General features: G+C 63.3%; 26 protein-coding genes, 1 tRNA gene and 1 other RNA gene. 18 read left to right on the plus strand and 10 right to left on the minus strand.

From position 1 onward, the window contains the following. Window positions 1–155: 155 nt before the first annotated feature. The gene (locus ACQUSY_RS08955) at window positions 156–1,484 is read right to left on the minus strand and encodes a nicotinate phosphoribosyltransferase (protein ID WP_428904139.1); all 1,329 of its coding nucleotides are present in this window, start codon (window positions 1,482–1,484) and stop codon (window positions 156–158) included. A 72-nt stretch (window positions 1,485–1,556) separates the two neighbouring features. On the opposite strand from ACQUSY_RS08955, the gene murI reads away from it, so the two are divergent. The 5 genes from murI (at window position 1,557) to ACQUSY_RS08980 (ending at window position 5,060) form a co-directional block, all read left to right on the plus strand. Continuing rightward, window positions 1,557–2,399 (plus strand): glutamate racemase, encoded by an 843-nt coding sequence (murI, locus tag ACQUSY_RS08960; RefSeq protein ID WP_428904140.1) that lies wholly within the window; start codon window positions 1,557–1,559, stop codon window positions 2,397–2,399. Then, on the plus strand, window positions 2,392–3,123 hold the full coding sequence (rph, locus tag ACQUSY_RS08965) for a ribonuclease PH (protein WP_428904141.1): 732 nt from the start codon (window positions 2,392–2,394) through the stop codon (window positions 3,121–3,123). Before murI ends, rph begins: the two co-directional genes overlap by 8 nt. Further along, window positions 3,120–3,719 carry an RdgB/HAM1 family non-canonical purine NTP pyrophosphatase gene (rdgB, locus tag ACQUSY_RS08970; protein WP_428904142.1) on the plus strand — a complete coding sequence of 200 codons (600 nt, stop codon included), beginning with the start codon at window positions 3,120–3,122 and terminating at the stop codon, window positions 3,717–3,719. Before rph ends, rdgB begins: the two co-directional genes overlap by 4 nt. Before the next feature lie 141 nt (window positions 3,720–3,860). Then, window positions 3,861–4,778, plus strand: coding sequence for a cation diffusion facilitator family transporter (locus ACQUSY_RS08975; RefSeq protein WP_428904143.1), 918 nt, complete (start codon window positions 3,861–3,863; stop codon window positions 4,776–4,778). A gap of 9 nt (window positions 4,779–4,787) precedes the next feature. Beyond that, window positions 4,788–5,060, plus strand: a complete 273-nt coding sequence (locus ACQUSY_RS08980) for a hypothetical protein (RefSeq protein ID WP_428904144.1) — start codon at window positions 4,788–4,790, stop codon at window positions 5,058–5,060. Here the strand turns inward: ACQUSY_RS08980 and ACQUSY_RS08985 are convergent, their stop codons facing one another. After that, window positions 5,061–7,469, minus strand: coding sequence for an ATP-dependent DNA ligase (locus tag ACQUSY_RS08985; protein ID WP_428904145.1), 2,409 nt, complete (start codon window positions 7,467–7,469; stop codon window positions 5,061–5,063). 45 nt (window positions 7,470–7,514) lie between these two features. On the opposite strand from ACQUSY_RS08985, the gene ku reads away from it, so the two are divergent. Next, window positions 7,515–8,348 (plus strand): non-homologous end joining protein Ku, encoded by an 834-nt coding sequence (ku, locus tag ACQUSY_RS08990; protein WP_428904146.1) that lies wholly within the window; start codon window positions 7,515–7,517, stop codon window positions 8,346–8,348. 50 nt (window positions 8,349–8,398) lie between these two features. On the opposite strand, the gene ACQUSY_RS08995 is transcribed toward ku, so the two are convergent. Then, entirely contained in the window at window positions 8,399–9,121 is a 723-nt protein-coding gene (locus ACQUSY_RS08995) for a DedA family protein (RefSeq protein WP_428904147.1), read from the minus strand. 45 nt (window positions 9,122–9,166) lie between these two features. Next, window positions 9,167–9,248: transfer RNA gene (locus tag ACQUSY_RS09000), tRNA-Leu, on the minus strand. Window positions 9,249–9,382: 134 nt separating this feature from the next. Here ACQUSY_RS09000 and ACQUSY_RS09005 point away from each other — a divergent pair. The 7 genes from ACQUSY_RS09005 to ACQUSY_RS09035 all read left to right on the plus strand — a co-directional run bounded on the left by ACQUSY_RS09005 (window position 9,383) and on the right by ACQUSY_RS09035 (window position 13,928). Beyond that, complete coding sequence (locus ACQUSY_RS09005) at window positions 9,383–10,513, plus strand: TadA family conjugal transfer-associated ATPase (protein ID WP_428904148.1); 1,131 nt, start codon at window positions 9,383–9,385, stop codon at window positions 10,511–10,513. A gap of 148 nt (window positions 10,514–10,661) precedes the next feature. Continuing rightward, window positions 10,662–11,525, plus strand: coding sequence for a type II secretion system F family protein (locus ACQUSY_RS09010; protein ID WP_428904149.1), 864 nt, complete (start codon window positions 10,662–10,664; stop codon window positions 11,523–11,525). Next, the gene (locus tag ACQUSY_RS09015; RefSeq protein WP_428904150.1) at window positions 11,522–12,469 is read left to right on the plus strand and encodes a type II secretion system F family protein; all 948 of its coding nucleotides are present in this window, start codon (window positions 11,522–11,524) and stop codon (window positions 12,467–12,469) included. Before ACQUSY_RS09010 ends, ACQUSY_RS09015 begins: the two co-directional genes overlap by 4 nt. Window positions 12,470–12,522: 53 nt before the next feature. Beyond that, complete coding sequence (locus ACQUSY_RS09020) at window positions 12,523–12,702, plus strand: hypothetical protein (RefSeq protein WP_428904151.1); 180 nt, start codon at window positions 12,523–12,525, stop codon at window positions 12,700–12,702. Next, a complete protein-coding gene (locus ACQUSY_RS09025; RefSeq protein WP_428904152.1) occupies window positions 12,702–13,076 on the plus strand; it encodes a TadE/TadG family type IV pilus assembly protein in 375 nt (124 codons plus the stop codon). Before ACQUSY_RS09020 ends, ACQUSY_RS09025 begins: the two co-directional genes overlap by 1 nt. Beyond that, window positions 13,048–13,491 (plus strand): TadE/TadG family type IV pilus assembly protein, encoded by a 444-nt coding sequence (locus ACQUSY_RS09030; RefSeq protein WP_428904153.1) that lies wholly within the window; start codon window positions 13,048–13,050, stop codon window positions 13,489–13,491. Before ACQUSY_RS09025 ends, ACQUSY_RS09030 begins: the two co-directional genes overlap by 29 nt. Then, window positions 13,488–13,928 (plus strand): hypothetical protein, encoded by a 441-nt coding sequence (locus ACQUSY_RS09035; RefSeq protein ID WP_428904154.1) that lies wholly within the window; start codon window positions 13,488–13,490, stop codon window positions 13,926–13,928. The genes ACQUSY_RS09030 and ACQUSY_RS09035 overlap by 4 nt, the downstream gene beginning before the upstream one ends. Window positions 13,929–14,252: 324 nt before the next feature. Here ACQUSY_RS09035 and ACQUSY_RS09040 read toward each other — a convergent pair whose 3' ends face one another. The 3 genes from ACQUSY_RS09040 to ACQUSY_RS09050 form a co-directional block, all read right to left on the minus strand. Beyond that, window positions 14,253–16,253, minus strand: a complete 2,001-nt coding sequence (locus ACQUSY_RS09040; RefSeq protein ID WP_428904155.1) for a DUF222 domain-containing protein — start codon at window positions 16,251–16,253, stop codon at window positions 14,253–14,255. A 128-nt stretch (window positions 16,254–16,381) separates the two neighbouring features. Then, window positions 16,382–16,750, minus strand: a complete 369-nt coding sequence (locus tag ACQUSY_RS09045) for a VOC family protein (RefSeq protein ID WP_428904156.1) — start codon at window positions 16,748–16,750, stop codon at window positions 16,382–16,384. 84 nt (window positions 16,751–16,834) lie between these two features. Next, window positions 16,835–18,076 (minus strand): MFS transporter, encoded by a 1,242-nt coding sequence (locus tag ACQUSY_RS09050; RefSeq protein ID WP_428904205.1) that lies wholly within the window; start codon window positions 18,074–18,076, stop codon window positions 16,835–16,837. 145 nt (window positions 18,077–18,221) lie between these two features. Between ACQUSY_RS09050 and prfB the strand changes: the two genes are divergently transcribed. From prfB to smpB, 4 genes are all read left to right on the plus strand, one after another. After that, entirely contained in the window at window positions 18,222–19,433 is a 1,212-nt protein-coding gene (gene prfB / locus ACQUSY_RS09055; RefSeq protein WP_428904157.1) for a peptide chain release factor 2, read from the plus strand. 85 nt (window positions 19,434–19,518) lie between these two features. Further along, window positions 19,519–20,712 carry a cell division ATP-binding protein FtsE gene (gene ftsE / locus ACQUSY_RS09060; protein WP_428904158.1) on the plus strand — a complete coding sequence of 398 codons (1,194 nt, stop codon included), beginning with the start codon at window positions 19,519–19,521 and terminating at the stop codon, window positions 20,710–20,712. Beyond that, entirely contained in the window at window positions 20,709–21,620 is a 912-nt protein-coding gene (gene ftsX, locus ACQUSY_RS09065) for a permease-like cell division protein FtsX (RefSeq protein WP_428904159.1), read from the plus strand. Before ftsE ends, ftsX begins: the two co-directional genes overlap by 4 nt. Window positions 21,621–21,715: 95 nt before the next feature. Continuing rightward, on the plus strand, window positions 21,716–22,192 hold the full coding sequence (gene smpB / locus ACQUSY_RS09070; protein WP_428904160.1) for an SsrA-binding protein SmpB: 477 nt from the start codon (window positions 21,716–21,718) through the stop codon (window positions 22,190–22,192). Window positions 22,193–22,246: 54 nt separating this feature from the next. On the opposite strand, the gene ACQUSY_RS09075 is transcribed toward smpB, so the two are convergent. The 3 genes from ACQUSY_RS09075 to ACQUSY_RS09085 are packed head-to-tail and all read right to left on the minus strand — an operon-like array spanning window position 22,247 to window position 25,807. Beyond that, the gene (locus ACQUSY_RS09075; RefSeq protein ID WP_428904161.1) at window positions 22,247–23,713 is read right to left on the minus strand and encodes an MFS transporter; all 1,467 of its coding nucleotides are present in this window, start codon (window positions 23,711–23,713) and stop codon (window positions 22,247–22,249) included. Window positions 23,714–23,747: 34 nt separating this feature from the next. Continuing rightward, window positions 23,748–25,103, minus strand: a complete 1,356-nt coding sequence (locus ACQUSY_RS09080; RefSeq protein ID WP_428904162.1) for a M20/M25/M40 family metallo-hydrolase — start codon at window positions 25,101–25,103, stop codon at window positions 23,748–23,750. Window positions 25,104–25,141: 38 nt separating this feature from the next. Next, entirely contained in the window at window positions 25,142–25,807 is a 666-nt protein-coding gene (locus ACQUSY_RS09085) for an SIMPL domain-containing protein (protein ID WP_428904163.1), read from the minus strand. A gap of 231 nt (window positions 25,808–26,038) precedes the next feature. Between ACQUSY_RS09085 and ssrA the strand changes: the two genes are divergently transcribed. After that, window positions 26,039–26,406, plus strand: a transfer-messenger RNA (tmRNA) gene (ssrA, locus tag ACQUSY_RS09090). The last annotated feature ends 59 nt before the right edge of the window (window positions 26,407–26,465 follow it).

Raw genomic sequence — 26,465 nt, forward strand, 5'->3', positions numbered from 1 at the left:
CTCCTCAAAGCATCCGACTGCGAGTTCGCGTTGCTTGGGTGAAAGTGCGGAACGTGCACGCATAGAAAAACTCCCCGAAAATTGGTATCTGATTTCTCAGTCCAACTTCCGGGGAGCAGTTCAATGGGGAAGCCGCCCTTTTGTCGTCGCTACGCTTACTCGCCAGCGTCGCGGTAGACCGTCGGGATCGCCGGGTCGCTCTTGCTGAGCGCCAGGCCGCGTACCGGCAGCTCTTCGCGCACGCGAGCGTGGTGCGCGCGTGCGAGTTCGACGCCAGCAGAGCCCTCGTACTGGGAGTCGAAGTCGCCGCCTTCGGCGAACGTCACCTGCAGGGGGCGGGCGTCGGGAACATCAGCGGCCGTCGCGATCTTTTCGAAGCCGTCGGAGACGACGATCAGTTCGCTCGTTGCCTTGCCAAACTCGAGCGTGCGGAAGGCTGCCTTGCGGCCGCCCTTTGACGACTTGTCTTGCGATGCCTTGGCAACGCCGACCCAGCCGCCGTCGGCACCCTGACGGGCGACGAGCTTGTAGACCATGCTGGCCGTGGGATATCCGGAACCAGTGACAACGGAGGTGCCGACACCGTAGGCATCGACGGGGGAGGCAGCGAGCGCCGCGATGGCGTATTCGTCGAGGTCGCTCGTCACCGTGATTTTCGTGTTTGTCGCACCGAGGCTGTCGAGCTGTTCACGCGTTGCCTGTGCCACGGTGGGCAGGTCACCGGAGTCGAGGCGCACGCCACCGAGGCCCGTGCCAGCCACGCGGATCGCGGTTTCCACGCCCTTCGTGATGTCGTAGGTGTCAACGAGCAGGGTGGTGTCAACGCCGCTGCTCGCGATTTGCGAGCGGAACGCGTCTTCTTCGCTGTCGTGTAGGAGCGTCCAGGCGTGAGCGGCGGTGCCCATCGTCGGAATGCCCCAGCGGCGCTGCGCTTCAAGGTTGCTCGTAGCACCGAAGCCCACGATATAGGCGGCGCGGGCGGCTGCCACAGCCGATTCTTCCTGCGCGCGGCGGGCGCCCATCTCAGCGAGCGGGCGGTCGCCCGCGGCGATCGACATGCGGGCGGCTGCCGTAGCGACGGCGGAGTCGTGGTTGAGCACGCTCAACGCGAGGGTCTCGAGCACGACAGCCTCGGCAAAGGTGCCCTCAATCGTGAGGATGGGGGAGCCAGGGAAGTACAGCTCGCCCTCGCGGTAGCCGCTGATGCGGCCGGTGAACTGGAAATTCTCGAGGTACTTGAGCGTCGAGTCGCTGACGACCTTGTGGTCCTTCATGAGACGCAGCTCTTCGTCAGCAAAGCGGAAGTTACGCAACAGCGACAGCAGACGGCCGGTGCCGGCGACGACGCCGAAGCGACGGCCACCCGACAGGCGACGCGAGAACAGTTCAAATACGCAGGAACGCTGAGCGGTTCCGTCTTGCAACGCTCCGTCGAGCATCGTGTATTCGTAGCGGTCGGTATACAGCGCAGTCGATGCGGTCATGTCGCAAACTCTACCGAAAACCGGGCCGGTGCCGCGGGGGAGGCAGGCAAAGCGGCGTAGGCTGGAGACATCATGAATGACGCGCCGATCGGAATCTTCGACTCTGGGGTGGGCGGTCTCACGGTGGCGCGCGCCGTCGGTGACCAGCTTCCCGGCGAGTCCCTCATCTACATCGGAGACACGGCACGCACGCCGTACGGTCCGAAGCCCATCGCTGACGTGCGTCGATACTCGCTGGAGATTCTTGATTCTCTGGTCGACCAGGGTGTGAAGATGCTGGTGATTGCCTGCAACACGGCCTCAGCCGCTGTACTGGCCGATGCCCGTGAACGCTACGACGTACCCGTTGTTGAAGTTATTGGCCCGGCGGTGCGCACCGCGATGTCGACGACCCGCAATGGCCGGATCGGCGTGATCGGAACGGCCGGAACCATCTCCTCTGGCGTCTACCAAGACATGCTGGGTGTCAACGCGAACCTCACGATTCACGCGCAAGCCTGCCCGCGCTTCGTGGAGTTCGTCGAGGCGGGCATCACCCACTCGCCCGAACTGCTCGCGGTTGCTGAGGAATACCTCGCCCCAATGCGTCACGCTGACATTGATACCCTCGTGCTCGGCTGCACGCACTATCCCTTCCTCAAGGGTGCGATCAGCTACGTCATGGGCCCGAACGTGTCACTCGTGTCGAGCGACGTTGAGACCGCGAACGACGTGTATCGCCAACTCGTATCTCGCGACCTGCTCGCCAACCCCAACCTGGTTCCGTCCCGCTCGTATGAAGCCACCGGAACCTCGGCAGAAGACTTCCTCGCCCTCGCGCGGCGACTCATGGGCCCCGGCGTCAACGACGTCAAGCTCGTGCAAACTGGCGCGATCTCCACCGTTTCCACCAACCCGAAAGCTTCTCATGTCTGACATCGTCCGCGCCGATGGGCGTGCCACTGACCAGCTGCGTGAAATCACCATCGAGCGCGGCTGGAGCGCTCACGCCGAAGGCTCTGCCCTGATTAGCTTCGGCGGCACCAAGGTACTCTGCACCGCATCGTTCACGAATGGCGTGCCGCGCTGGCTCGTCGGCAAGGGCAAGGGCTGGGTCACCGCCGAATACGCGATGCTGCCGCGCGCCACGAACAGCCGCAACGACCGCGAGGCGGTCAAGGGCAAGATCGGCGGCCGCACGCACGAAATCTCGCGCCTCATCGGTCGTGCCCTTCGTGCCGTGATCGACACCAAGGCGCTCGGTGAAAACACGATTGTCATTGACTGCGACGTGCTGCAGGCGGATGGCGGAACCAGGACTGCGGCGATCACCGGAGCGTACGTTGCGCTGGCTGACGCGATTGAGTGGGGCCGCGAAAAGGGTTTCATCGGCAAGAAGTCGACCGTGCTGTTTGACTCGGTCGCGGCGGTTTCTGTCGGCATTATCGACGGTGAGCCGATGCTGGACCTGGCTTATGTCGAAGACGTGCGCGCTGAGACCGACATGAACGTTGTCGTGACCGGCCGCGGCCTGTTCGTTGAGGTTCAGGGTACCGCTGAAGGTGCGCCGTTCGACAAGCGTGAGCTCGACCAGCTGCTTGATCTGGGTGTTGCCGGCTGTGCGACGCTGCGTGAAAAGCAGCTCGAGACGCTGGCATGAGCCGCGTCGTCCTGGCCACCCACAACCCGCACAAGGTTGTCGAGTTCGCGGCGATCGTGAACATGCACCGCCCTGACCTCGAGGTTGTCGGGTACGACGGACCGGAGCCGGTCGAAGACGGTGTCACGTTTGCCGAGAACGCACTGATCAAAGCGCGTGCCGCAGCCGCCCACACCGGGCTTGCCGCGTTCGCGGATGACTCTGGCATCAGCGTTGACGTGCTCGGTGGTGCCCCGGGAATCTTCTCGGCGTACTGGGCTGGGCACGCGAAAGACGCCATCGCGAACGGTCGCCTGCTGCTGGACCAGCTCTCTGACGTTGTGAAGCCGGAGCAGCGCCGGGCGCAGTTCCGCTCGACGATCGCGCTGGTGTTGCCGACGGGTGAGGAATTCACCGTTGAAGGCGTCTGGCACGGCGCTCTCGCGACGGAAGAGCGTGGCGACAATGGCTTCGGCTACGACCCGGTGTTCGTGCCGGACGTTGACGGTCAGCCCGGCACGTTGTCGGCAGCCGAGATTTCTGCGGAGGAGAAGAACGCGCAGTCGCACCGCGCCCGCGCGTTCGTCAACCTGGTTCCGCTTCTCGAACGCATCTAGACGCTTTGACGTTACGAAACCCGCGTGCCGCTCGGTCGGTGCGCGGGTTTCGTCGTCTGTCGTGACGCTATTGAGAATCGCAATCATTCCCGACTAGGCGGAATTAGCGCGAGCGCTCGCAGAACATGCCACGCTGGAGGCATGCACGACCACGCCCCTGCCGGAATCCGCGGTGCCAGCAACAAGAAACTGTTGGCACTGTCGCTGTCGATCACCGCGACCATCATGGTCGTGCAGATCGTTGGTGCGATTCTGTCCGGGTCGCTCGCGTTGTTGGCCGACGCCGCCCACATGTTTGCAGATACGAGCGCTCTCGTCATTGCGCTGATCGCGAGTGTCGTCGCGCAGCGCCCCGCTGACGATCGCCGCACATTCGGGTATCAGCGCGCCGAGGTGATGGGGGCGCTCATCAATGGCGTGCTGTTGTCTGCTCTTGCGATTTGGGTGGGTGTCGAGGGCGTTCGTCGCCTCATTGACCCGGGCGAGGCCGAAGTCTCAGGCACGCTCATGCTGATCGTCGCGGCGGTCGGTGCTGTCGCGAATGGGGTGTCGATGTGGCTGCTGTCACGGGCGCAACGCGGCTCGATCAACGTGCGCGGTGCCTACCTTGAGGTGATGGGCGATCTGATTGGTTCGGTCGGCGTGATCGTCGCGGCCATCATCATCGTGACGACCGGCTTCATGCCCGCTGACGCCATTGCGTCGCTGTTCATTGCCGTCATGATCGTGCCACGTGCGTTCGTGCTGCTGCGGGAAGTCGTTGCGGTGCTGTTCGAGGGGGCACCGAAGGGCATGAGTGCGTCGCAGATTCGCGACCACCTGTTGTCGTACGACGGCGTTCGTGCGGTGCACGACGTACATATTTGGCAGCTCACTCGCGGCGCGCCCGTCTTTACCGCGCACGTTGTCGTTGACGCGGACCTCATCGAGCGTGGCGAATCTGCCGAGCTGCTGGTGCGGCTGCAGACGTGTCTTGCTGACCACTTTGATGTGGAGCACTCCACTTTCCAGCTGGAGCCGGCGGGCCACGACGAAGACGCCGACTCGATTCATCATTAGGCTCGCGGCATGACTGATCAGCAGCCGGACTGGATCATCGGGTTCGTCGATACGGGCGAGCCGCGCGGACTCTTCGCCCCGCTGACGCCCGGGCAAGAGCGGGACATTCAAGCAGTACTGGCGATGTCGGCGGATTATCGGGGTAGGCCACTTCCGGAGTCGCTGTGGGAACCTTTCGGTGCGCTCATGCGCAACCTCTGCGCCAGCGGACTCGATACGCACCGCATCGCAGACCTCACCCAGACCACCCTGGACGGCGTCGAACACTTCGTGCGGGAGTGATTACGTTTCGCGGGTGACGTCGGCGGGGTTGCGGTCGTCGCGGAGTCCGCGCCAGCGGGCGTGACGCAAATGAGCGTTGGGGCTCCACTCCGCGAATTCCACTTCGGCCACGCGTTCTGGGCGCAGCCAGATCGCATCGCTCATATCGGCGGTGGGCACATCGAGGAACGGATTCTCGTCGGTGACGAGCGGCGCGAGCGTATCGATGAGGCGCTTCAGCTGTCGCTCGGTGAGGCCGGTGCCGACGCGACCCGCGTAGTGGAGCCCCTCGGGGGTCTGAACGCCTACGAGAAGCGACCCGATGGTTCCGGATCGTGATCCTTTGCCCGGCCTTAGACCACCGACCACGACATCCTGTGTGAGGGTGAGCTTCAGTTTGAGCCAGTCTTCGCTGCGCTGGCCGGGGCGGTACACCGAGCGCGGGTCCTTCACCATCACCCCCTCAAGCGCCATCTCTCGGGCCGTTGCGAGCGTCGCGGCGACATCGGTGAAGACCGGGGGAACCTGCACGCTGTCGCCGGCACCAACGGCGAGCGTTTCGAGGTGCGCGCGACGCTCGCGCAGGGGAGCGCTCGTGAGATCGCCCTCGTCGTTCAGGGCATCGAACAGCAGATACTGCACCGGCGTGCGCCGCTGCTCGCGGGCGATGTCGGTGGGCGATGTCAGGTGCATGCGGTTTTGCAGCAGCGAAAAGCTCGGCCGGCTGTTTTCGTCGAGCGCGACAATCTCCCCATCGACGACAGCGTTGGGGGAGGCGAACACGATCGCACCACGGACGGTGAGTTCGGGGTAGCGGTCGGTGATGTCGGTCCCGCTGCGGGCATACAGCCGCAAGCGGTCGTTTTGCCAAACGCCCAGCGCACGCACGCCATCCCACTTAAACTCAACCCAGGGTTCCGCCTTGCTGCGCCGCACGAGCGCTGCGGCCAACCCCTCAGTGCCCGCGGCGGCGAGCATGGGACGCGGCACGGTCGGCGGGGTTTCCGGATCAACCTCGACACGACGCTTCGACACCGGCGTCGTTGGCGGTTGCGGCGTGCCATCAGCCATGGTCTTCGCACGGTGACATAGCCACGTTGACTTCTCGCCGTCGCCGCTCGTGCGCACCAGCACGATGCGTGAGGTCTTGACCGGCCCGTCGTGATCGGAGTGCAGCGTGACGATCACTTCGTCGCTGCGCCACTTTTCGGTTTCGTACGTGCCGGAGTCCCAGATCCACATGCGGCCGGCACCATATTGCCCGCGTGGAATAGTGCCTTCGAACTCGGCATATTCGATGGGGTGGTCTTCGGTCTGAATTGCGAGCACATTGGTCTGCGCGTCGTGGGGGAGCCCCTTCGGCACCGCCCAACTCGTGAGCACGCCGTGGCGTTCCAGGCGCAGATCCCAGTGCAGGCGCGTCGCGTGGTGTTCGTGGACGACGAATCGGATGCCTTCGGCGGGGCCGTCGACGGAACCAGCGGGCAGGGGCTCGGGCGTCTGGCCGCGGTTGCGCATGGAGAGATAAGCGGCGAGGCGGTGCGGTGGCGGGTCGAGTGCGGCGAGTGGATCGGGCTCGGCGAGGCGTGCGAGAACGTCATCGAGGGTGAGCTGAGTGAGGTTCGGCGCGGTGATTTCGTCCCACGTTCGCGGTGCGGCAACGTAGGGGAGGAGCGTGCCGCGGAGGGAATACGGCGCGATCGTCGTCTTCGAGGCGCTGTTCTGACTCCAATCGAGGAACACTTTGCCGTCGCGGCTGGCCTTTGTCATCGTGCTCACCACGAGGTCGCGGTTGTCGGCTTCGATGGCCTGCGCGAGAGCGTGGGCGAGAGCCGAGATTTCGTCGCTGGTTTGTGCGCCGGTGAGGGGCGCGTAGAGGTGCAGCCCATTGCTGCCGCTCGTCACCGGGTACAGTTCGAGTCCCATCCCGCCTAAGATTTCGCGGGCGAGGCCGGCGACGATCGCGCATTCGGCGAGCCCGGTGCCGGGCCCGGGGTCAAGGTCGAGCACGAGGCGGTCCGGGTTGCCTCTTGTGCCGTCGGGCGCGAACCGCCACTGCGGTACGTGAAACTCCAGGCTCGCCATTTGCGCAAGGGCGATGAGGGTCGCCCGATCTTGAACTAGGGGGTATTCCTTCTCGCCCTTGGAATGGTCGATGCCGCGCGTGCGAATCCACGATGGGGCGCCCGGCTCGAGTTGCTTCGTGAAAAAGGGCTCTTCGGGCTCCGCCATGGTGCCGACGCCGTTGACCCAGCGTTTACGCGTAACGGGCCGGCCGGTGACGTGCGGCACGAGGCGATCGGCAACCAACGAGTAGTAGTTGAGGACCTCGCCCTTCGTGGTTCCGGATTCTGGATAAAGCACCTTGTCGAGGTTCGTTAGGCGCACACGCCGACCGTCAACTCTGACGCTCTGCTCGGCGGGGCTCACACCAAGAGGGTAGCCCTCGGCGGCTTTCCCGTGTGTACTTATCGCATGAGGTCAATTTGGAAGGGCGCCATCACGTTTGGCTTGGTCAACGTGCCCGTCAAGGTGTATTCCGCGACGGAGGATCACGACGTCTCGCTGCACCAAGTGCACGCCGCCGATGGTGGCCGCATTCGGTACCAGCGCATTTGCGAGCTCGATGGTGAGGTCGTGCCATTCGCTGACATTGACCGTGCGTATGACGACGGCGAGCAGACCGTCATTCTGACGAAAGACGACCTGGCGTCGTTGCCCGCGGAGAAGACCCGCGAAATTGACGTGCTCGAGTTTGTGCCGAGCGATCAGGTTGACCCGGTGACGTTCGACCGCCCGTACTATTTGGAACCCGATTCGGCGTCGCCCAAGGCGTATGTGCTGTTGCGGGAGACGCTCAAGCGCACCGACCGCACCGCGATCGTGCGATTCACGCTGCGGCAGAAGACGCGGTTGGCGGCACTTCGCGTGCGGGGAGATGTGCTCATGCTGCAGACCCTGTTGTGGGCTGATGAGGTGCGTGAGGTGTCGTTTCCGTCGCTGAGCGATGAGGTCAAGATTTCAGACAAAGAACTGGAGCTGTCTGCGTCTCTGGTCGACGGATTCTCGGCTGATTTCGAACCCGAAACTCACGTTGACGAATACCAGCAGGAGTTGCGCACGCTCATCGAGGCGAAACTCGAGTCGGGCGATGCCGTCGACACCGATGCGACCTTCGGCGTTCAGGAACACGCCGGTGGTGAGGTTATCGACCTGATGGAGGCGCTGCGCGCGAGTGTGGAACGTACGCGTGCGGCACGTGAAGAGGCGGCGGAACCAAAGAAGGCGAAGAAGTCGAAGGCGAGTTGAGCGCGCGCTAGCGCGAGCTTTGTGCTCAGCCGCTCCGAGGTTCCGGTCGTCTACGCGACGGTACCCGTGGTTCCGCCTGCTTCTGCGTTCTTCGCAGCCTCTTCGGCGCGTTCTTTCACAAGCTTGCTGCGTTCGCGGAAGTAGTGCCACGCCGTGACGACGATCGTCGCTGCGACGGCACCCAGCAGGATGATGTCGATGTATTCGGTGACGAAGTCGCCGAGGCCGGGGATGAAGCTAATGCCGTAGCCGACCATCGTGAGGCCAAAGCCCCAGATGACCGCGCCGATAAAGTTGTACAGCGAGTACTTGTGCCACGGCATGTGCCCGACACCGGCAGCGACGGGCGCGAACGTGCGCACCACCGGAACCCAACGGGCGATGATGACCGTGAGTCCGCCGTAGCGTTCGAAGAACGCGTTCGTGCGTTCAACGTTCTTCTTACTGAAGATGCCCGTCTCTTTGCGCTCAAAGATCGCTGGGCCGCCCTTGTGGCCGATGATGTAGCCGACTTCGCCGCCGATGAACGCGGAGGGACCGATAAGCAGGGCAACCCACCACGCGCTGATGCCGAAAACGCCGTCGGGCGCGACTTCACTCGGGCGAGACAGCAACCCCGCCATGATGAGCAGGGTGTCGCCGGGGAGGAGGAATCCGACGAGGAGGCCGGTCTCAGCAAAAACGATGAAGCACACCACGAGCAAGGCCCAGGGCTGCGAGTTCGTAATGATCTCCGCCGGGTCTAACCAGGGGATGAGCGCAAGTTCGTGCACCGGATTCCTGTCGTTTTTATGGGGCAAGGGCCGTATTGCGATGTGTGCGGAAGGTGGGACTTGAACCCACACGCCGTGAGGCACAGGAACCTAAATCCTGCGTGTCTGCCAATTTCACCACTCCCGCGTGAACAACAGTCTATGGGGTCGTCCCGGTGTGAAATATACGAGTTTGGCTTCGGGCGTGGACGCTGTGCGAATTCTCAGTTCGGCTGTGGAAAGTTTGTGCGGCGTGGCTCGTGAGCGCGTCAAGATTCTCACGTGACGAGTGTGATGGCAACGGTGGCAGAGCGGGTACGCGATCGCTTGCGCAGTGAGCAGTCGAACCCGGCCGATGATCCGCAGCGGGCATCCGACATCGCGCACGATGAGGTGCGCTGGCACAACGATGTCGCGCTCGCGCGTGGGTGGCGGGTGCTCGACGATGAAGCGCGTGCGGTTCGTGAAGTGCTCGCCGTCGTGAGTGGGTTTGGCCCGCTACAGCCGTATTTTGATGATCCTGAAATTGAAGAGATTTGGATCAACTCTCCGGCGCACATTTTTGTGGCGAAGAACGGAACCCCGACGCGGCTGGATCTGGAGCTGACAGATACCGAGGTGCGCGACATCGTGGAGCGCATGTTGCAGGCGACCGGGCGCCGCGTCGATCTGTCGCAGCCGTTTGTCGATGCGTCGCTACCCGATGCCCGTGTGCACGTCGTGATTCCGGATATCACGCGCAAACACTGGTCGGTGAATGTCCGTAAGTTCTTGAGCCGCTATCGCTCACTTGACGGGCTGGTTGACACGGGGTCGTTGCCTGCCGATGTCGCGCGTCGTCTGGCACGGTCGATGCGCGAGGGTGCGTCGGTCATTGTGTCGGGTGCGACACATGCGGGTAAGACGACGATGTTGGGTGCCCTGATCGCGGCCTGTCCGACGGATCATCGCATCATCACGGTGGAGGAGACGTTCGAACTCGCCATTGACGCACCTGATGTCGTCGCGATGCAGGGTCGCCAGCCGAGTCTTGAGGGCACGGGTGAGGTGACGCTGCGACGCCTCGTGAAGGAGTCACTGCGCATGCGGCCTGACCGCATTGTGGTCGGTGAAGTGCGCGACGCCGAGGCGCTCGATCTTCTTCTCGCGCTCAATACGGGCGTTCCGGGCGCGTGCACTGTTCACGCGAATTCGGCGGATGAAGCGCTGAACAAGCTCGCGGCGCTCACGATGCTGGCGGGGCGCAACGTTGAGCGGAGTTTTGTGCTTCCGATGCTCGCCGCGAGTGTCGACCTGGTCATTCACTGCGTGCGGCGTGCTGACGGTTCACGTCGTGTTGCCGAGATTCTTTCACCGACCGGTGTCGTCGATGACGCGATCGTGGGGAAGTCGCTGTACCGGAGCACAGCGTGATGCGCGGGGTGTGTGGTTCGGTTCGCGGATTGAGTGGCTTGGTTCTCGGGTTGTGGCGCTCGACGCGCGGGTTGAATGGCTCGATTCGCGGCGTGTGCAGTTCGACGCGCCGCGCGAGTGGTTCGGGGCACTGCGTGTGGGGTGCGGCATGACGTGGATTTTGGGTCTAGTCCTCGGGGCCGGTCTCGTGCTGGCGGCGTCGCCGTGGCTGTGGCCAGCGGCGGCGGAACCACGGGTGCGGGAACGACGTGCGGGGTGGTTGGATGCGCTCGCGGTGGAGGCGGGCGTGCCGCGGTTGAACACCGGGCTGATCGTGCTGTTGAGCGTGGCAGGTGCCTTGGTGGCGGGTGCTCTGTCGTTCGTGTTGACGCGGCTTGTCGTCGTTGGGCTGGTGGCGGCGGTTGCTGGGTTGGTGGCCCCGGTCATGATTCTCCGTGGTGCCCGCCAGCGGCGACTGCAGTCGCGTCGTGCGCTGTGGCCGGATGTCTGCGACCTGTTGGTGGCCTCGACCCGTTCGGGCATGAGTCTGCCCGAGTCTGTCGCGAGTCTTGCCGATGTGGGTCCTGAACTTTTGCGCCCCAGTTTTCAACGGTTCCGCTCTGACTTTGCGGCGTCTGGGCACTTTGACAGCAGTGTTGCGCGGTTGAAGGACGAGTTGGCGGATGCGACGGCTGATCGCATCATCGAGACCCTGCGCATGGCGCGTCAGGTGGGCGGAACCGAGCTGCCCCAGGTGTTGCGGTCGCTTTCGGCTGCGGTGCGTGCTGATGTCGCGGCACGTGGTGAGGTGGCGGCGAAGCAGTCCTGGGTGCGTGCCGCGGCGATTATCGCGGTGATCGCGCCGTGGGCGATTCTTGGTCTGCTGAGTCTGCGACCCGAAGCCGCGCGCGCGTATGCGACGCCAGGCGGATTCGTGCTGGTGGTCGCGACGGCGGTGATTTCGGTGGTGGCGTATCGCCTGATGAGTCGCATTGGCCAGTTGCCGGAGCCGCGGCGGTGGTTCGGCTCATGAATCCGGTGCTGAACGTCGCGATCGCCGTGCTGATGGGCGGCATGCTCGGCCTCGGGCTCTGGAGCCTGCTGTCGGTGATTCCGCGGTGGGGTGCGGAACCATTGGTGCGGCGGGTGGCGCCGTACGTGCGTGACGTCACGGATCAGCAGGGCACCTCGTTGCCGCTGGTTGCGCCGACGGATCCGGCGGCCTTCATCGCGCGCGGTCTGCGTCGATTGTGGGGCGCGGTGGTCGGTGTGGTTTCGCGGGTGTGGGGTGTATCGGATGCGTTGACCGCCCGACTTGCTCGCGCTGGGTGGCGCCTGACCGCCGCGCAGTATCGCGAACGTCAGTTGGGCGCGGCTCTGGGGGCGGCGCTCGTTGGTGCACTGCTGGCTGTTGTTGCCCGGGTTGCCGGCAATTCTTCGCCAGCCGTGCTGATTTTGCCGGTGCTCGCTGCAATGGCGGGTGGGATGGCTGTTGAGTTCACCCTGTCGCGTGCGGTGACGCGTCGGCGTGCCCGTATCGATGATGAGTTGCCGACGGTGCTCGAGTTCTTGGCACTGTGCTTGTCTGCCGGTGAGGGTCTGCTTGACGCAATTCGCCGCACCGCCAATGTCGGCGTCGGCGATCTCTCGGCTGAGTTGCGCGGTGTCGTGCTGTCGGTGGGCACCGGTGCGCCGTTGGCGGATGCGCTCGCGGCGTTCTCGGCTCGTGTGGATGTTCCCGGTGTGCAGCGTGCGGTGGATCATCTCGTCGCGGCGCTGGAGCGTGGTGCGCCGCTCGCGGCTGTGCTGAAGGATCAGGCGGCGGATGCCCGCGATGATCACAAACGCGCGCTGCTCGAGAAGGCGGGCCAAAACGAAGTACTCATGCTGGTTCCGCTCGTTTTTCTCATCTTGCCACTCAGCGTCGCTATCGCCGTTTTTCCGGGGATCGCGCTGTTGGGCAATGGGTTCCAATGAGGTGCCTGTGGAGAACTTCGGCGGTCTCTGGCTGGTCGTCGCACAATTTCGTCATGTCGAAGTTCACTCGCGCCGTGCAGCGCAAATTTTTTGATCAGTCCGGTGACGTTCCCGGATGGGTTTTGGTTACTTTGATGACGGCGGCGCTCGTTGTCGCGCTGTGGTTTCTGGCGTGGCCCGCCTTCGAAGGGCTCTTCAACGACTCGATCGACAATATGACCAATGTGGGTTGATGCTGCTCAAGTCTGAGCGCGGCTCTGCGCCCGCCGAGTTTGTGATGGTCGGGATGCTCCTGACCTTCCTAACGCTCGCCATCGTGCAGTTGGCGCTCGGGCTTTACATCCGCAATGTCGTGCATGATGCCGCGATTGACGGTGCGTTTCACGCGGCGCTGGCGGATACGACGGTTGCCGAGGGCGAAGACCGGGTGTTGACGATCGTTTCTCGGTCGCTCAATGCGGATCTCGTGCAGGCGGTGTGGGGGAGTGAGAGCAACAGAACCGTCACGATGACCGTGCAGGCAACGCTGCCGTTGCTGGGGTTGTGGGGTGTGCCGTATGGGATGGAGTTCAGTGCGCATGCGCCGGCTGAAACGCTTGATCGGTGAGGAACGGGGTTCTGCTTCGCTCGAGTTCATCGGTGCGGGCATGCTGTTGCTGGTTCCGTTGGTCTACTTGATAATTGCTCTCGCGCAGATTCAGAGTCATTCGTTTGGGGTCGATGCGGCGGCTCGCTATGCGACGCGGGTATTGGCGCAGAGTCCGGACGCGGTCGATCTCGTAGCCAGCAACGTTGCCGTGATTGCACAGCAGTATGGGTTGTCGCCGGAGGCCCTGCAGGTGGCTATTTCGTGTATTGAACCTGGTCCGTGTCCGGTGCCGGGTGGGCTCGTCACGGTGACTGTCACTGCTCATTCTCCGCTTCCGCTGATGCCGGACTTTCTTACGGTCGATGGGGGAGCATCGGTCACGGTGAGTGCGTCGAGTACGCATCGGGTTTCGGATTATGAGGTGTCGCCGTGACACTCCCGGATCGCGCTCGCAGGTTGTCTCGCGATGAGTCGGGTTCGATCCTGCCGCTGGTGCTGGGGTACGCGATGATCGCGATCGCCCTCATCATCGTGACGACGGCTGTGACCAGCCTTTACATCACGCAGAAGCGGATCGATGGCGTCGCGGCGGCTGCGGCGCTTGCGGGTTCCGATGGATTCACGCTCACCGTGACCGGTGATTCGGCTGTCGCGACGTTGTCCGATGAGGATGTCTGGACTCAGGCGTCGGCAATTGTCGGTGCGTCTACCGATGATGTGGTGCTGGTGAGTGCGCGCACCGAGGATGGCGTGACTGCGATCGTCGACGTCAGCATCCAATGGCATCCGCCGCTAGTGTCGGCGTTGCTGCCGTCTGGGTTCACTCTGACCGCAACGGCCACCAGCCGGACGGCCCTCGACGACGATTGATCTGCTGCGTGCGTTGAGCGAGGACGCGTAGCGCCCGAGATGAAACGGATCGACTGGAATCGAATCAGTCGGGTAGTGGTGGCTAGGCTGCGATGGCGGAACGGTGGTTGGGTTGCGGCGGCGAAACGGCGGATAGCTGCGGGAGTATCTCCGGGCCGTCCCTGCGGGTCGGCCTGCCAGACCCACCAATATTCCCTCCGCCATCCACCGCTCCTTCTTAGGCGGAGTGCCTTCCCGAGACGGCTGAGTGCGTTCACTTCCACGAGTTTGCTGGGCACGTTGTGTTCCCGACATGGCTGGGGTGGGCAGAGTCCTGCCTGTGGGTCAGACCGCCGCAACGTAGGCGAGTTCTCGAACGCGCCCGCGGCCCGATTCTCGTGCGGGCATGCACGCGGATGCTCGAGCGGGTTCGTGCGCGGGTACACGACCTGGTTCACGACGGGGTTCTCGAGCGGCTTCTCCCGCGGGCTCTGGGCTGGATGCTCGACCCGGTTCATCGGCGTGCGGTGGTTGACCCGGCGGTGGTTGGGGTGCCCGGAATCGGGGGTCGGGCAGGGTGATGTCTTTGAACGTGTACTCAAGCGGCGCCCGCGCGGGTAGGTGCTGGGGTGGATGATCGGGGTGGTTCAGCATGAACTCAGCCGTACCTTCCCGGGATATCCACCAGCCGTTGTCGTGACAATGCAGGTGATGGTACTGACACAGCAGGATTCCGCGGTCAATATCCGTCTTCCCGCCTGACTCCCACGGATCGATGTGGTGGGCTTCGGTGTAGGACGCGGGGCGTTCGCAGCCGGTCCAGCGGCAACCACCATCACGAACCGCGAGCGCAACCTTCTGCGCCGGCGTGAACAGACGCTTGGAGCGCCCCAGGTTCAGCGGATTACCGTCAGTGTCGACGGTGACGTGGATGCTTTCGGTGTCACACAGCTGTTGATCGGAAATCTTGCCGGGCAACACGATAAGGCGATCTTCGGCATGCGTGATGTCGGAGCGGTGGCCGTGGTCGTTAATGACCTGCACGAGACGCACACCCGCCTGCCGGGTGCCGAACACCGACTTAGCGTCAGCGAGAATCCCGGCGCGGAAGATATCCGTCATCAGATCACTCGCAAGCTGAGCATTCGTGCGCGGATCCTCCACGAGAGCTTTCGCTTTCGCCTTCTCGGCAGAATCCACAAACCTCGGCCCGCCACGGCGTGGACGCAACGCGGCGTCGTGAGCGGCGGCGATCATGAGCGCGGTTTGGTCATCGAGCGTCCAGATGATGCGCGTCGCACCGGTATCGGGAACGGTCGTGATGTGAAAAGCCCGCGCCTCGTACCGTTGCTCGAACCTGCGCTTGGCGCCTTCGGGGTCGAGCTTGTCGCGAATGTAGCGGGCGTGAGCGCCGAGCTCATTAACTTTCCGCACCTGCGCCTCCGCGACGAGTTGCTCGGCCGCGAGAGCCCACGCCTCGCGCGCACCCCTATCGAACGCATCAGCTTCTTCGATAGTGGGCGTGTGCTCCACCATGACCGGGTCGCCGTCAGTGCCCGCGTCGACACCGCTGTCGACAGCCTGCGGAACCAAGATCGGAAGAGGGACGCCGTCGGCATCGCGCGGCATGGTTGGGGGTTCGCCGAGACCCTTACGGATCGTGTTGGACTGCTCACTCGAGATCACTTGGGCACGCAACGCGACGCGCAGCGGCTCAAACCAGGGACGCGGCGGGCACGCCTTGGGGGTGCTGCCACCATTGGTGCCAGTACCAGCGCCCGCGCCGCTGGTGCCGTCGTTGCCGTCATCGCTACCTGTGCTGCCGTTGCCGTCTTCGCCGGCAGCCTCACCGCCAAACATCCCACCGTTGCCAGCATCTCTGTTGATGCCGGGGTCTGGGGTGCGTTCGCCACTGCCTGCGACAGAGTCAGGGAGCCCGGTGGTTCCGGTCGTGTCGACGAGATCTCCGCTGACACTCACTTGTCGTGAGGCTTCGGCTTGGGAGACGCCGAGGAGGTCTTGCACAAGTGAGGTCACCGAACGGTGCCCCTTCTTCGCTGCGAGGCCGCCGTGCCCGAAGGGGCGGGCGGAGCGCGCAACCGCGATACCGATCGCGATCTGACGAAACAGTGCCGCTTGGCGTTCAACCGCGGCGCTCTCTTGCATGATCGCGAGAATCTCGTCGTCGTTCATCATGAGCATGCGTGCCTCATACTGCTCCGACGTCGCACCGGCACCAGCGCCCGCAATCACCGGGCCAGACGCCTCACAAAGGCACACGACAGTAGAAGCGTCATGCCCACACAGGGTGGGAATCAGCTCCGCAATCTCGCTCAAATTTGCCATACCTCAGTCTTGCATGAACCACCTACATTAGTAAATAGATACGAGAGAATCGGTGGATGAGAAGCGAGACAGTCGAACTGTGGAGGAAACTATGTTTTCCTCCGCAGGCTCAAGCGTCCCCGATACTTTCAGGCAGCGCGGTGTTCCACGAGACCGACAGTATTGCCCTCAGAGTCTTGGATGGATGCCTGCCATTCTTGGCTGCCGGCGGGGCCGAGGGTGTCGTCATCGTGCGTGAAAATGATGTGCGGCTCGCTCTCCACGTGGGCCCCGAGGTCGCGCGCCCGGTCAATCGCGGCGTCGATGTCGGCGACCGACAGGTAGAGCAGGGCACTCGGGGCGGCCTTATCCAACAGCAGCCGCGTGCCGTCCAGGTCGAAGAACACGAGACCGGGCGGGTCGAATACGCCGGTAGGGTCAGCGTAGAGCAGGGCGGAGTAGAAAGCGCGGGCACGGTCAAGGTCAGTTGCACGTTGGGCAACTTGTACGAGCTTCATTCCGATGACCTCCACGAGTAGTAGTCAGAACTATGAGGAACTCTACTCAGGCCCCGAATGAGATGCGCTTACGCGCGAAAGAACCTACTCGCGCCCGTCCGGCCGCGGCACGAAGCGGGGGATGTACCGCGCGAACCCGATTGACCCAAAAACCCCGAGCACGCCCATCGCAGCCGCCGCGACCGGCAGCGAAGCCACCGCAGTAATGGCTGTGATCGCGAGTGGGGCAACCGTCGCGCCGCCATCGGTCATCATGCGCCAGGATCCCAAATAGGGGGCCGGGTCATGCTGCGGCGCCGTATCCGCACCGAGTGTCAGCAGAATGCCCGACGACAACCCGTTGCCGACGCCGAGCATCATGGCGAACGCGCCGAACCACATGGTTGCCTCGGGCAGGTCGTGCGTGAGTGACAGAGCCAAGAACCCCGCGGTCATCAGCACCGTCGCGGGCAGTGCGGCCCACAACCGCCCGAATCGGTCCATCACCTGCCCGCTCGCATAAAACAGGGCGAAGTCGATGGCCCCAGAGATGCCGACGATGAGTGCGATCGACTGGGCATCGAGTCCGAGCGAAACACCCCACAGCGGCAGCAGCGACTGGCGTGCAGAGCGCAGACCCGACAGCGCCGCAGCCGTCAATCCAAGACGGAACAACACATCACGGTGGTTGAGCATCGTGCGGAAAACGCCCTCATGAGCCGCGACGGTGGGAATGCTGCCGGTCGAAATCAACTCACCCGTGTCGGCATCCTCGGCGGCAGGCGCTCGCACAACCGTCGGAACCACGGGGGCAGCCTTCTCCGGATCGGGCCCAAATGTCACCAGCAGAATCACGGCCACCGCACACGCCACGAAGAACCAGATTGATGCATACTCGGTGCCAAAAATCGACAGGAGCAACGCGGTGACGAACGGGCCGATGAACATTCCGAAGCGGAACGAACCACCGAGCAGACTCAGGGCGCGGGCGCGGAAGAACAGCGGAACGCGCGTGGTCATAAAAGCGTGGCGGGCGAGTCCGAAGGCGGAGGCAGAGAAGCCAATGATCAGCGCCGACAGCATCAGCATGCCGACACTCGGCGCGAAAATCAGCACGAGCGTTCCCAGAAGCGTCACGAGCGACGACGCGATCATCGTCAGCCGCTCGCCAAACCGCCCGACGGCCCATCCGGCGGGCAGGTTTCCGCACAGCTGGCCAATAACCAGGGCCGTCACCACCAGTGACGACGCAGCCAAATCGGCGCCCATCGACGTTGCCAACACTGGCAACAGTGGAATAACCGCACCCTCACCCAGCGCAAACAGAATCGTGGGGCCGTAGATCATCGGCGCAAACCGTTTGAGAATGTCTCCGGTACTTGCGCTGTCGCTCACGTGCTCATCCTCACTGCCGGCGCTTATGGTTCCGTCGACTCCACTACAGACTATTGTCGAACGCGCGACCGCCCGCGGGCGGTAGGCTTGACAGGTCATGCTCGAACTTGATTTGTCTTCAGAAATCGCCGCGGTGCGATCCACGTTCTCCGACATCCTTGCGGTTGTCGACGTCGACGCGCTCCAGGCTGAAATTGCGCGCCTCAGCGAAGCTGCTGGCGCCCCCGACCTCTGGGACAACCCCGAAGAAGCGCAAAAGGTCACCAGCGCGCTGAGTCACCGCCAGTCNGAAATTGCGCGCCTCAGCGAAGCTGCTGGCGCCCCCGACCTCTGGGACAACCCCGAAGAAGCGCAAAAGGTCACCAGCGCGCTGAGTCACCGCCAGTCGGAGTTCGCTCGCGTCAACGGCGTGCAGAAGCGCCTCGATGACCTCGACGTACTTATTGAGCTCGCCAACGAGATGGAAGATGAAGAGTCGGCCGAGGAGGCGCGCAAAGAGCTCGCCGATCTCACGCAGGTCGTCAACCAGCTCGAAGTGCAGACGCTGATGGACGGCGAATACGACGACCGCGGCGCCGTCGTCACGATCCGTTCGGGTGCTGGCGGCGACGACGCCACCGACTTTGCCGAAATGCTGCTGCGCATGTACCTGCGCTGGGCTGAGCGCCACGGCTACAGCACCAAGATCATGGATATGTCGTACGCCGAAGGCGCGGGCATCAAGTCGGCCACGTTCGAAGTGACCGCCCCCTACGCCTACGGCACGCTCTCGGTTGAGGCCGGCACGCACCGCCTCGCTCGCATCAGCCCGTTCGGTAGCGCTGACAAGCGCCAGACGAGCTTCGCGGCCGTCGAAGTCATCCCGGTGATGGAGGAGGCCGTCGAGGTCGACATCCCTGAGAACGACATCCGCGTTGACGTGTTCCGTTCTTCGGGCCCCGGTGGTCAGTCCGTCAACACGACCGACTCCGCCGTTCGCATCACCCACATTCCCACCGGAATCGTGGTCTCGATGCAGAACGAAAAGAGCCAGATCCAGAACCGTGCGGCCGCCATGCGCGTGCTCCAGACACGCCTACTGCTGCTTCAGAAAGAAGCTGAGGCTGCGAAGAAGAAAGAGCTGGCCGGAACCATCACTGCCAGCTGGGGAGACCAGATGCGGTCGTACTTCTTGTACGGTCAGCAGCTCGTGAAAGACCTCCGCACCGGCTTTGAGCACGGCAACCCCGCCGTTGTTTTCGACGGTGACATTGATGGCCTGATCTCGGCCGGAATCCGCTGGCGCAAGCGCAAGGACGACGACGACTAAACTCGTCGCGCGCGAGTGCACTGATTCGTAACGGGCGAGTGTCGCGCGTCAATACGCGCACATCGCGGCTTAGGCTCGTCAAGCCATGATCCGCTTTGAAAATGTCACCAAGCGCTACCGCGGTACGGCGAAACCTGCACTCAACGAAGTTAGTTTCAACGTTGAACGCGGCGACTTCGTCTTTCTCGTCGGTGCCTCCGGCTCGGGTAAGAGCTCGTGCCTTCGTCTCATCATGCGTGAAGACGTCGCGTCCAACGGTCAGATTCACGTGTTGGGTCATGACCTCAAGCGCATGTCGAGCCGCAAGGTTCCGTACTTCCGCCGCCAGATTGGTTCCGTCTTCCAAGACTTCCGTCTGCTGTCGTCGAAGAACGTCTTTCAGAACGTCGCCTTCGCCCTGCAGGTGACGGGTGCTTCGCGCGCCCTCACCCACACGAACGTCGAGCGCGTGCTCGAACTCGTGGGTCTCACCGGCAAAGAAAAGCGCATGCCGAGTGAGCTTTCTGGTGGTGAGCAGCAGCGCGTCGCGATTGCGCGCGCGATCGTGGGCGACCCGAAGCTCCTCCTTGCTGACGAGCCGACCGGTAACCTCGACCCCGCCACATCGACCGAAATCATGCGGTTGCTGGCGCGTATTAACGCGACCGGAACCACGGTGGTGATGGCAACGCACGAAGCGGGCTTCGTGGATCAGATGAAGCGCCGCGTGATCGAGCTCAAGTTCGGTGAACTGATGCGTGACGAAGAGCACGGTGGCTACGGCGACACGTCGGCCATCCCGCGCCTCGCACCGGTCAAGGCGCGTGGTGAAGCCTCCGCTGAAGCTCTCAGCGCGATGCGTAAGGTGCAGCGCGAAGTGGCAACCGGTTCCGGCGCAGGAGTGGCCGTGGGTGCCGCAGCCGCGGCCAGCGCGGCGGCCGAAACCAGCGCCGCACCGGCAGCCGTGGTTCCGACATCGGAAGAAGCCGTCGAACCGACAGACAATGTCATCGAAGCGGCCAAACTCGACGAGACGCCCGCGCTCACGACGCCCGCTGACACTGACACCGCCGACGAGGCCGAAGACGACGCGAACGACGCCGGTAGCGAGCCGTCGGCAGAAGATGAAGCCACCAAGGATGACGAGCCCGCCAAGGATGACGCGCCGAGCGCGACGTCGCCGCGTCCGCTCACGCGCCCCATTGTGCTCCCAGAGATCAACGTGGCCGAGCTGGGTGTTGCTGACCGTCTGGGTCTGAGTGATTTTGACGACGATGATGAGGTTGGTCCGACGTCATGAGAGTAGCTCTCGTCCTTTCGGAGGTCTTGCAGGGCCTCCGCCGCAACATTTCCATGGTGATTTCGGTCATCCTGGTGACCTTTGTTTCACTCACGTTTGTGGGTGCCGCCGTGCTCATGCAGTCGCAGGTGTCGAACATTCGCGACTACTGGGAACAGCGTTCGCAAGTCGCGATCTACATGTGTGCGTCGAGTTCGACCACGCCAACGTGTGTTGATGGCACGGCGACCGAAGAGCAGATTCAGGGGGTAAAGGACTCGCTTGAGGGGGAGACCCTGGCCCCGCTTATCCAGACCTACACGTTCGACAGCCAAGAGGTTTCGCTTGAGAAGTTCCTCGAGCAGTACCCCGACTACGAAGGCTTCGTCGACGCAGAATCGATGAACGCGACGTTCTGGATCAACCTCAAAGACCAGACGAAGACTGACGTAATTTACGAGGCCTTCAGCGACACCGTCGGCATCGATGAGGTGAAGGATCAGCTGAAGTACCTCGACCCGCTGTTCCAAACGCTGACGGTCGCCACCTACATCGCGATCGGCGTCGCAGCGCTCATGCTGATCGCCGCGGTTTTGTTGATCGGAACCACGATTAAGTTGTCGGCATATGCGCGGCGAAAAGAGATCGGCATTATGCGCCTGGTGGGTGCGTCGAACCGCTTCATTCAGACCCCGTTCGTGCTGGAGGGTGTCGTCTCGGCACTCATCGGAACGCTGCTCGCCGGCGTTGCCGTGGTGCTCGGCGTGAAGTTCGGTGTCGAAGGATACTTGCGTAACCGGCTCAACCTCGGTGGCGAGTGGATCACCGTTAACGATGCACTCCTCGTGGTTCCGGTGCTCATCGGAATCGGTGTCGTGCTCTCGGCGCTCTCAGCGGGCTTCGCGATCCGTCGCTGGCTGCGCACCTAACCTGCGCACCCTGCGCGCAGACGCTTCTTCATGGTTCCGCGCGCTGATAGACTGACAGGCTCTGTGCGCGTGCGCAGAGCTGAAGGAGAGATCACATGGTCCGCGAGCGCGGTGAGAAGCTGATCGCGACCAACCGTCGCGCCCGGCATGAGTACAACATTGAAAAGACCTACGAGGCCGGTCTGGTTTTGACCGGTACCGAGGTCAAGTCGTTGCGCCAGGGGCGCGCGAACCTCAGCGACGGCTACGCCTACATCGACCGCAATGAGGCCTGGCTCGACGCCGTGCACATTCCGGAGTACTCGCAGGGTCACTGGACGAACCACGCCTCCAAGCGCGTACGCAAACTCCTGCTCAACCGCGACGAAATTGTGAAGATCAGCCACGCCATTTCGGCTGGTGGCTACACCCTGGTTCCGCTCAAGCTGTACTTCTCTGACGGCCGCGTGAAGGTAGAAATCGCCATCGCGAAGGGTAAGAAAGAGTACGACAAGCGCCAGACGCTGCGAGAGCGCCAAGACACTCGCGAAGCGGAACGCGCGATGCGCACCCGCAACCGTATGGGGGAGTAGCCCTCAACAAAGATGGGCCAGACGCGATCATGCGTCTGGCCCATATTTGTGCGTCTAGGCGATGACGGCGTCGGTTTCGTCGTCGGTCTCGTGCGCGTGCGCCGGGTCTTTGAAAGCGTCCTGCGGCACGAACAGCAGGGTGACGGCGGCGATGAGCGCGGTGACACCGCAGATCGTCCACACGGTCATGTAGCCGACGAGGCTGCCGGCGGTCTCCGAGCCGGATCCTCCGGCAACCTGCTGGAGGAGCGCGATTCCGAAGACACAGGAGGCGACAGCGCCACCCACCGTCTTCACCGAGTTGGTGAGGCCGGTCGCAACCCCCGTCTGCGTGGGCGGCGCGGCAGCAGCGGCAGCAGACGGGAGTGCCGCAACGAGCGCACCCGAGCCGATACCGGCGATCACCATGTTCGTGACAACCTGCGCGTACGTGTCGTGGAACGGCAGAAACAGCAAGAACCCAATACCGACGAGGATGGACGCCAGCATGAGCGTGAAGCGCGGCGTGACGCGACGTGCAACGATCGGGTATGTGAGGGCGCCCGTGATCATGGCAATGAGGTAAATACCGATGATGAGCGACGTGGCGAAGCCCGTGGTTCCGAGTCCGTAGCCGACCTCCGCCGGATCCGTACGGGCAAACGTCGACAGCGGTGCCTGCGCACCGAGCACCGAGACGCCGAAGAGGCCGGCGGTGAGGAAGACGGGTGCCAGCGTCGGCGAGCGGAACATGCGCACGTCGATGATGGGGTCATCGTGCTTGAGCTCCCACAGGACGAACGGAACCATGAGCGCGAGACCGAGCAGAACGACGCCCCACGCGAGAGGGCTACCGACGCCCTGGCTGCGCAACATCGCGAGGCCGCCCGTGAAGGCGATCAGCGCGATGGAGACGAGAGTGAGACCGACGGTGTCGAGGCGTCCGCCGGTGGGGCTCGGCGACTCTTTCACTCCAAACAGGATGACGAAGAAGCAGATTGCGACGATGATGCCGGGAATGAGCAGCACGGTCGTGAGCGGCAACGTGTCGATGAGCTGGCCGCCGACGAGGGCGCCACTGATGGCACCGAACTCGAGTGCGGCGACGAGGATTCCGGCCGACTTCATCGTGATGCTGGAGCGCTGGCCCATGGCTCGCGCCCGTGACCAGATCAGAGCGATTTCGAGCGGAAGCCACACGACGTAGAAGCCCTGGAGCGCCCAAATCGCGAGGAACACCGGGAATGACGTCGCGAACGGTAACGCGAGCGAAGCCACGGCGGTCAGCGCTGTGGAGATCAACAACATGCGGCGGTGGCCGACCATATCGCCGAGCTTCGCGAAAGCCGGAACCACGAGGGCAGACAGCATGAGCTGTGCTCCTTCGAGCCAGTTCACGTCGGCGTCGTGCACATTGAGGGCGCGGGCAATGTCGGTGAGCATCGGGGTGTAATACCCCTGCAGCACACCACTGGTGAACTCAACAAACGCAAGATAGCCAACGACGCTCGCAAGAGCGCCGAGGGAGATGGCGCGAGACATGGGGCTCCTTCGCTCGAATTCGGGTGAGATGACCTTATCGCCCAGCGGGCAATCCGGCGATCAGCGCGCGGTGAAATTGTTCGCCGCGTTCGAGTTCGGCGATTTCAACAAACTCATCAACACCGTGAATCGTTGCGCGCTGAGCCGATGACATCAGCAGTGGCGCGAACCGGTACGTAGCGGGGGAGAACGTGTGGAAGTGGCGTGAGTCGGTCGCCGCGAACACGATGTAGGGCACCGCGATCGCATCCGGGTGGCTCACGCCAACGGCTGCCGCAATCGCTGCGAACTGCTCGTTGTCTGCCGATGACTCGGGCGACGGTTCGCTACCGGAGACCACTTCGATTGAGATGAGTGGGTCGTTGATGCGCTTGTGTAGCCGCTTGACGGTCGACGCGACCGTCTCACCCAGTGCGATGCGCAGGTTTACGGTGGCCGATGCCTGTGAGGGCAGGACGTTGTCGGCGGTGCCGCCGGAGAGCATGGTCGGCGCAACCGTGGTGCGCACCATCGCGGCCGGCTCGCCACCGAGCTTCGCGAAGACGCGGGCGGTGACCGGGGGTAGCGCTGCGAGAGCCTTCAGCACGAACGAGGGCGGGCCCGAGACTCGATTCGCAAAGGTGCTGAGCATGCGGCTGATGGCCTTGGGGGAGCGCGCGGAGAAGGTCGACGGAGTGAGGCGGTTGACCGCGCGCGACACTCGACCCACCGCCGTGAGCGCGGGCGGGAATGACGCGTGGCCGCCGTCGCCGCGTGCCGTGAGTTTCACGGTGACGAGGCCCTTTTCGCCGACGCCGACCATCGCCGACTGGCCCTTCACGATCGGCAGCGGGTCAACAACGACGGCGCCGCCCTCATCGATCACAAGCCATGGCACGATGTTGCGGCGCTGCAGTTCGGCGGCGATTTCAACAGCAGCAGACCCGAAGCTCTCCTCGTTACCGCCGAATGACAGGTACACGTCGCGTGCCGGTGTGAAGCCCGCGGCGAGCAGGTTCTCAACGGCCTCAAGAATCACGAGCAGCGGGCCCTTGTCGTCGAGCGTGCCGCGACCATAGACGTTGCCGTTCGCGATCTGGCCCGCGAAGGGTGGGTACGTCCAATCGTCGGATTCGTCGACCGGAACCACGTCGTAGTGCGCCATCAAAATGACCGGTTGCGCTGTGGGGTTGTTGCTGCGCCAACGGTACAGGTGACCGAGGTCGTGCAGCTTCTCGTGCTCGAGAGTTGCCACCGTGAGTGGGTACAGCTCGCCAATGAGGTCGATGAAAGCGTCGAAGTCGGTGAGACCGCGGGTCTCCAGCTCTGCCGACACGGTCGGCAGCTGAATCATGCGGCTCAAGCGCTCAGCGGCACCAGCGCGAACGACAATGTTCGGGTTTTCGGGCATGCACTTACCCTATGGGCTTGCGGGGTCGCCCTGTGTGACTAGTTCGCGATGAAGCGGGCCTCGACCGTCGCGGAGACCTCGATCTCTTCGGGCTCGAGTTCAAATGCCGGAGCGCTGTCAGCCATCGCGCCGCGTGCGCTCGCCATCATGACGGGCGCTGGCCCCTTCATCATCATTTCGCGAGACATCATGCCGACATCAGCGATTTGCTGAGCCTGAACATTCTTGAGCCCCAGAGCTTCGGCGTAGGCGGTTGCGCGGTCAATTGCGACCTGCACGGCACCCTGAGCGACCGTCTTCTCGGTTGCGCTTTCGACTTCTTTTGTGAGCCCCCAACCAATGCCGCCAATGGTCACGCCATCACGCTCGGACGCGCGCGAGATCCACTCGCTCAGCGCCGAAAAATCTTTCCACTCCGACACCAACTGAACCGACGCATGGTGCACGAGGGGGAGTTGCTTGCCCTTGTCGTTCCACGGGCGGTCTGCCCAGACCGACAGACGCTCATTGCTCCACTTAGTGATGGCGCCGCTCGCTTCGGCAGCGCGCAGCTCATCCTGGATTTCTGCGCCCAGCCGCTGTGCCTTCTCAACAACCTCAGCGCGAGTCGGGCCGTCAAAACGCACGGCTACGCGGGCAACGCCAAGCTCGGCTGCAACCATCATGTGGTGTTCGCCGCGAACATTGATGACAACGTCAGTCATGAGGCCTCCTCAGGCATCGAATGGTGTGACTATAGCGCGCACCTCCGACTTCCAGCCTGGCAATCGCAACCCCCTGGTTCCGGTGCCTTCTTCTAGGCCGCAGTCGTGGTTCCGCAACCGGGGCCGAATAGATTTTTCTCGCCGCGTGTTGTAGTCTGTAATGCTCAGCCACTTCGTGGCGAGCTTTGGTAACTCAACAGTGTGACAGTGGCCATTCCGCAAGGAACGCACGGGGATGATCGGTTTCGACATTGCTTGCGAATCTGCGAGAAGCGGGCCAAGGATGCCGGGTTATCTTGTGAACGCTCCCGGCAAAAACTAAGTGCAGATGCAAAGCGCACTGACTTCGCCCTCGCTGCATAAGCGAGCCCGATAGTCCGTCAGACCGTAGGCGACCCCGCTACGGACTCTGGCGTCATTTAGGGGTCTAGCTACACGGAGGAGTCTGGACTCCGTGCGGGACATTCACAGACTGGGCTTGTCGACTTAGGTGTTTGTGACAAAGGTCGGAGCCGAGTAGAACGCTTTCACAAACTGCGCCCGGAGAAGCCCCAGAGACTCAGCGATGGACGGGGGTTCGATTCCCCCCATCTCCACCAACCACTGTCACGTTGAGGAAGCCCCTCGGAACCACGCACTGCCTGGTTCCGAGGGGTTT

Source organism: Microbacterium daqui (genome assembly GCF_050408675.1).
GTDB lineage: Bacteria > Actinomycetota > Actinomycetes > Actinomycetales > Microbacteriaceae > Microbacterium.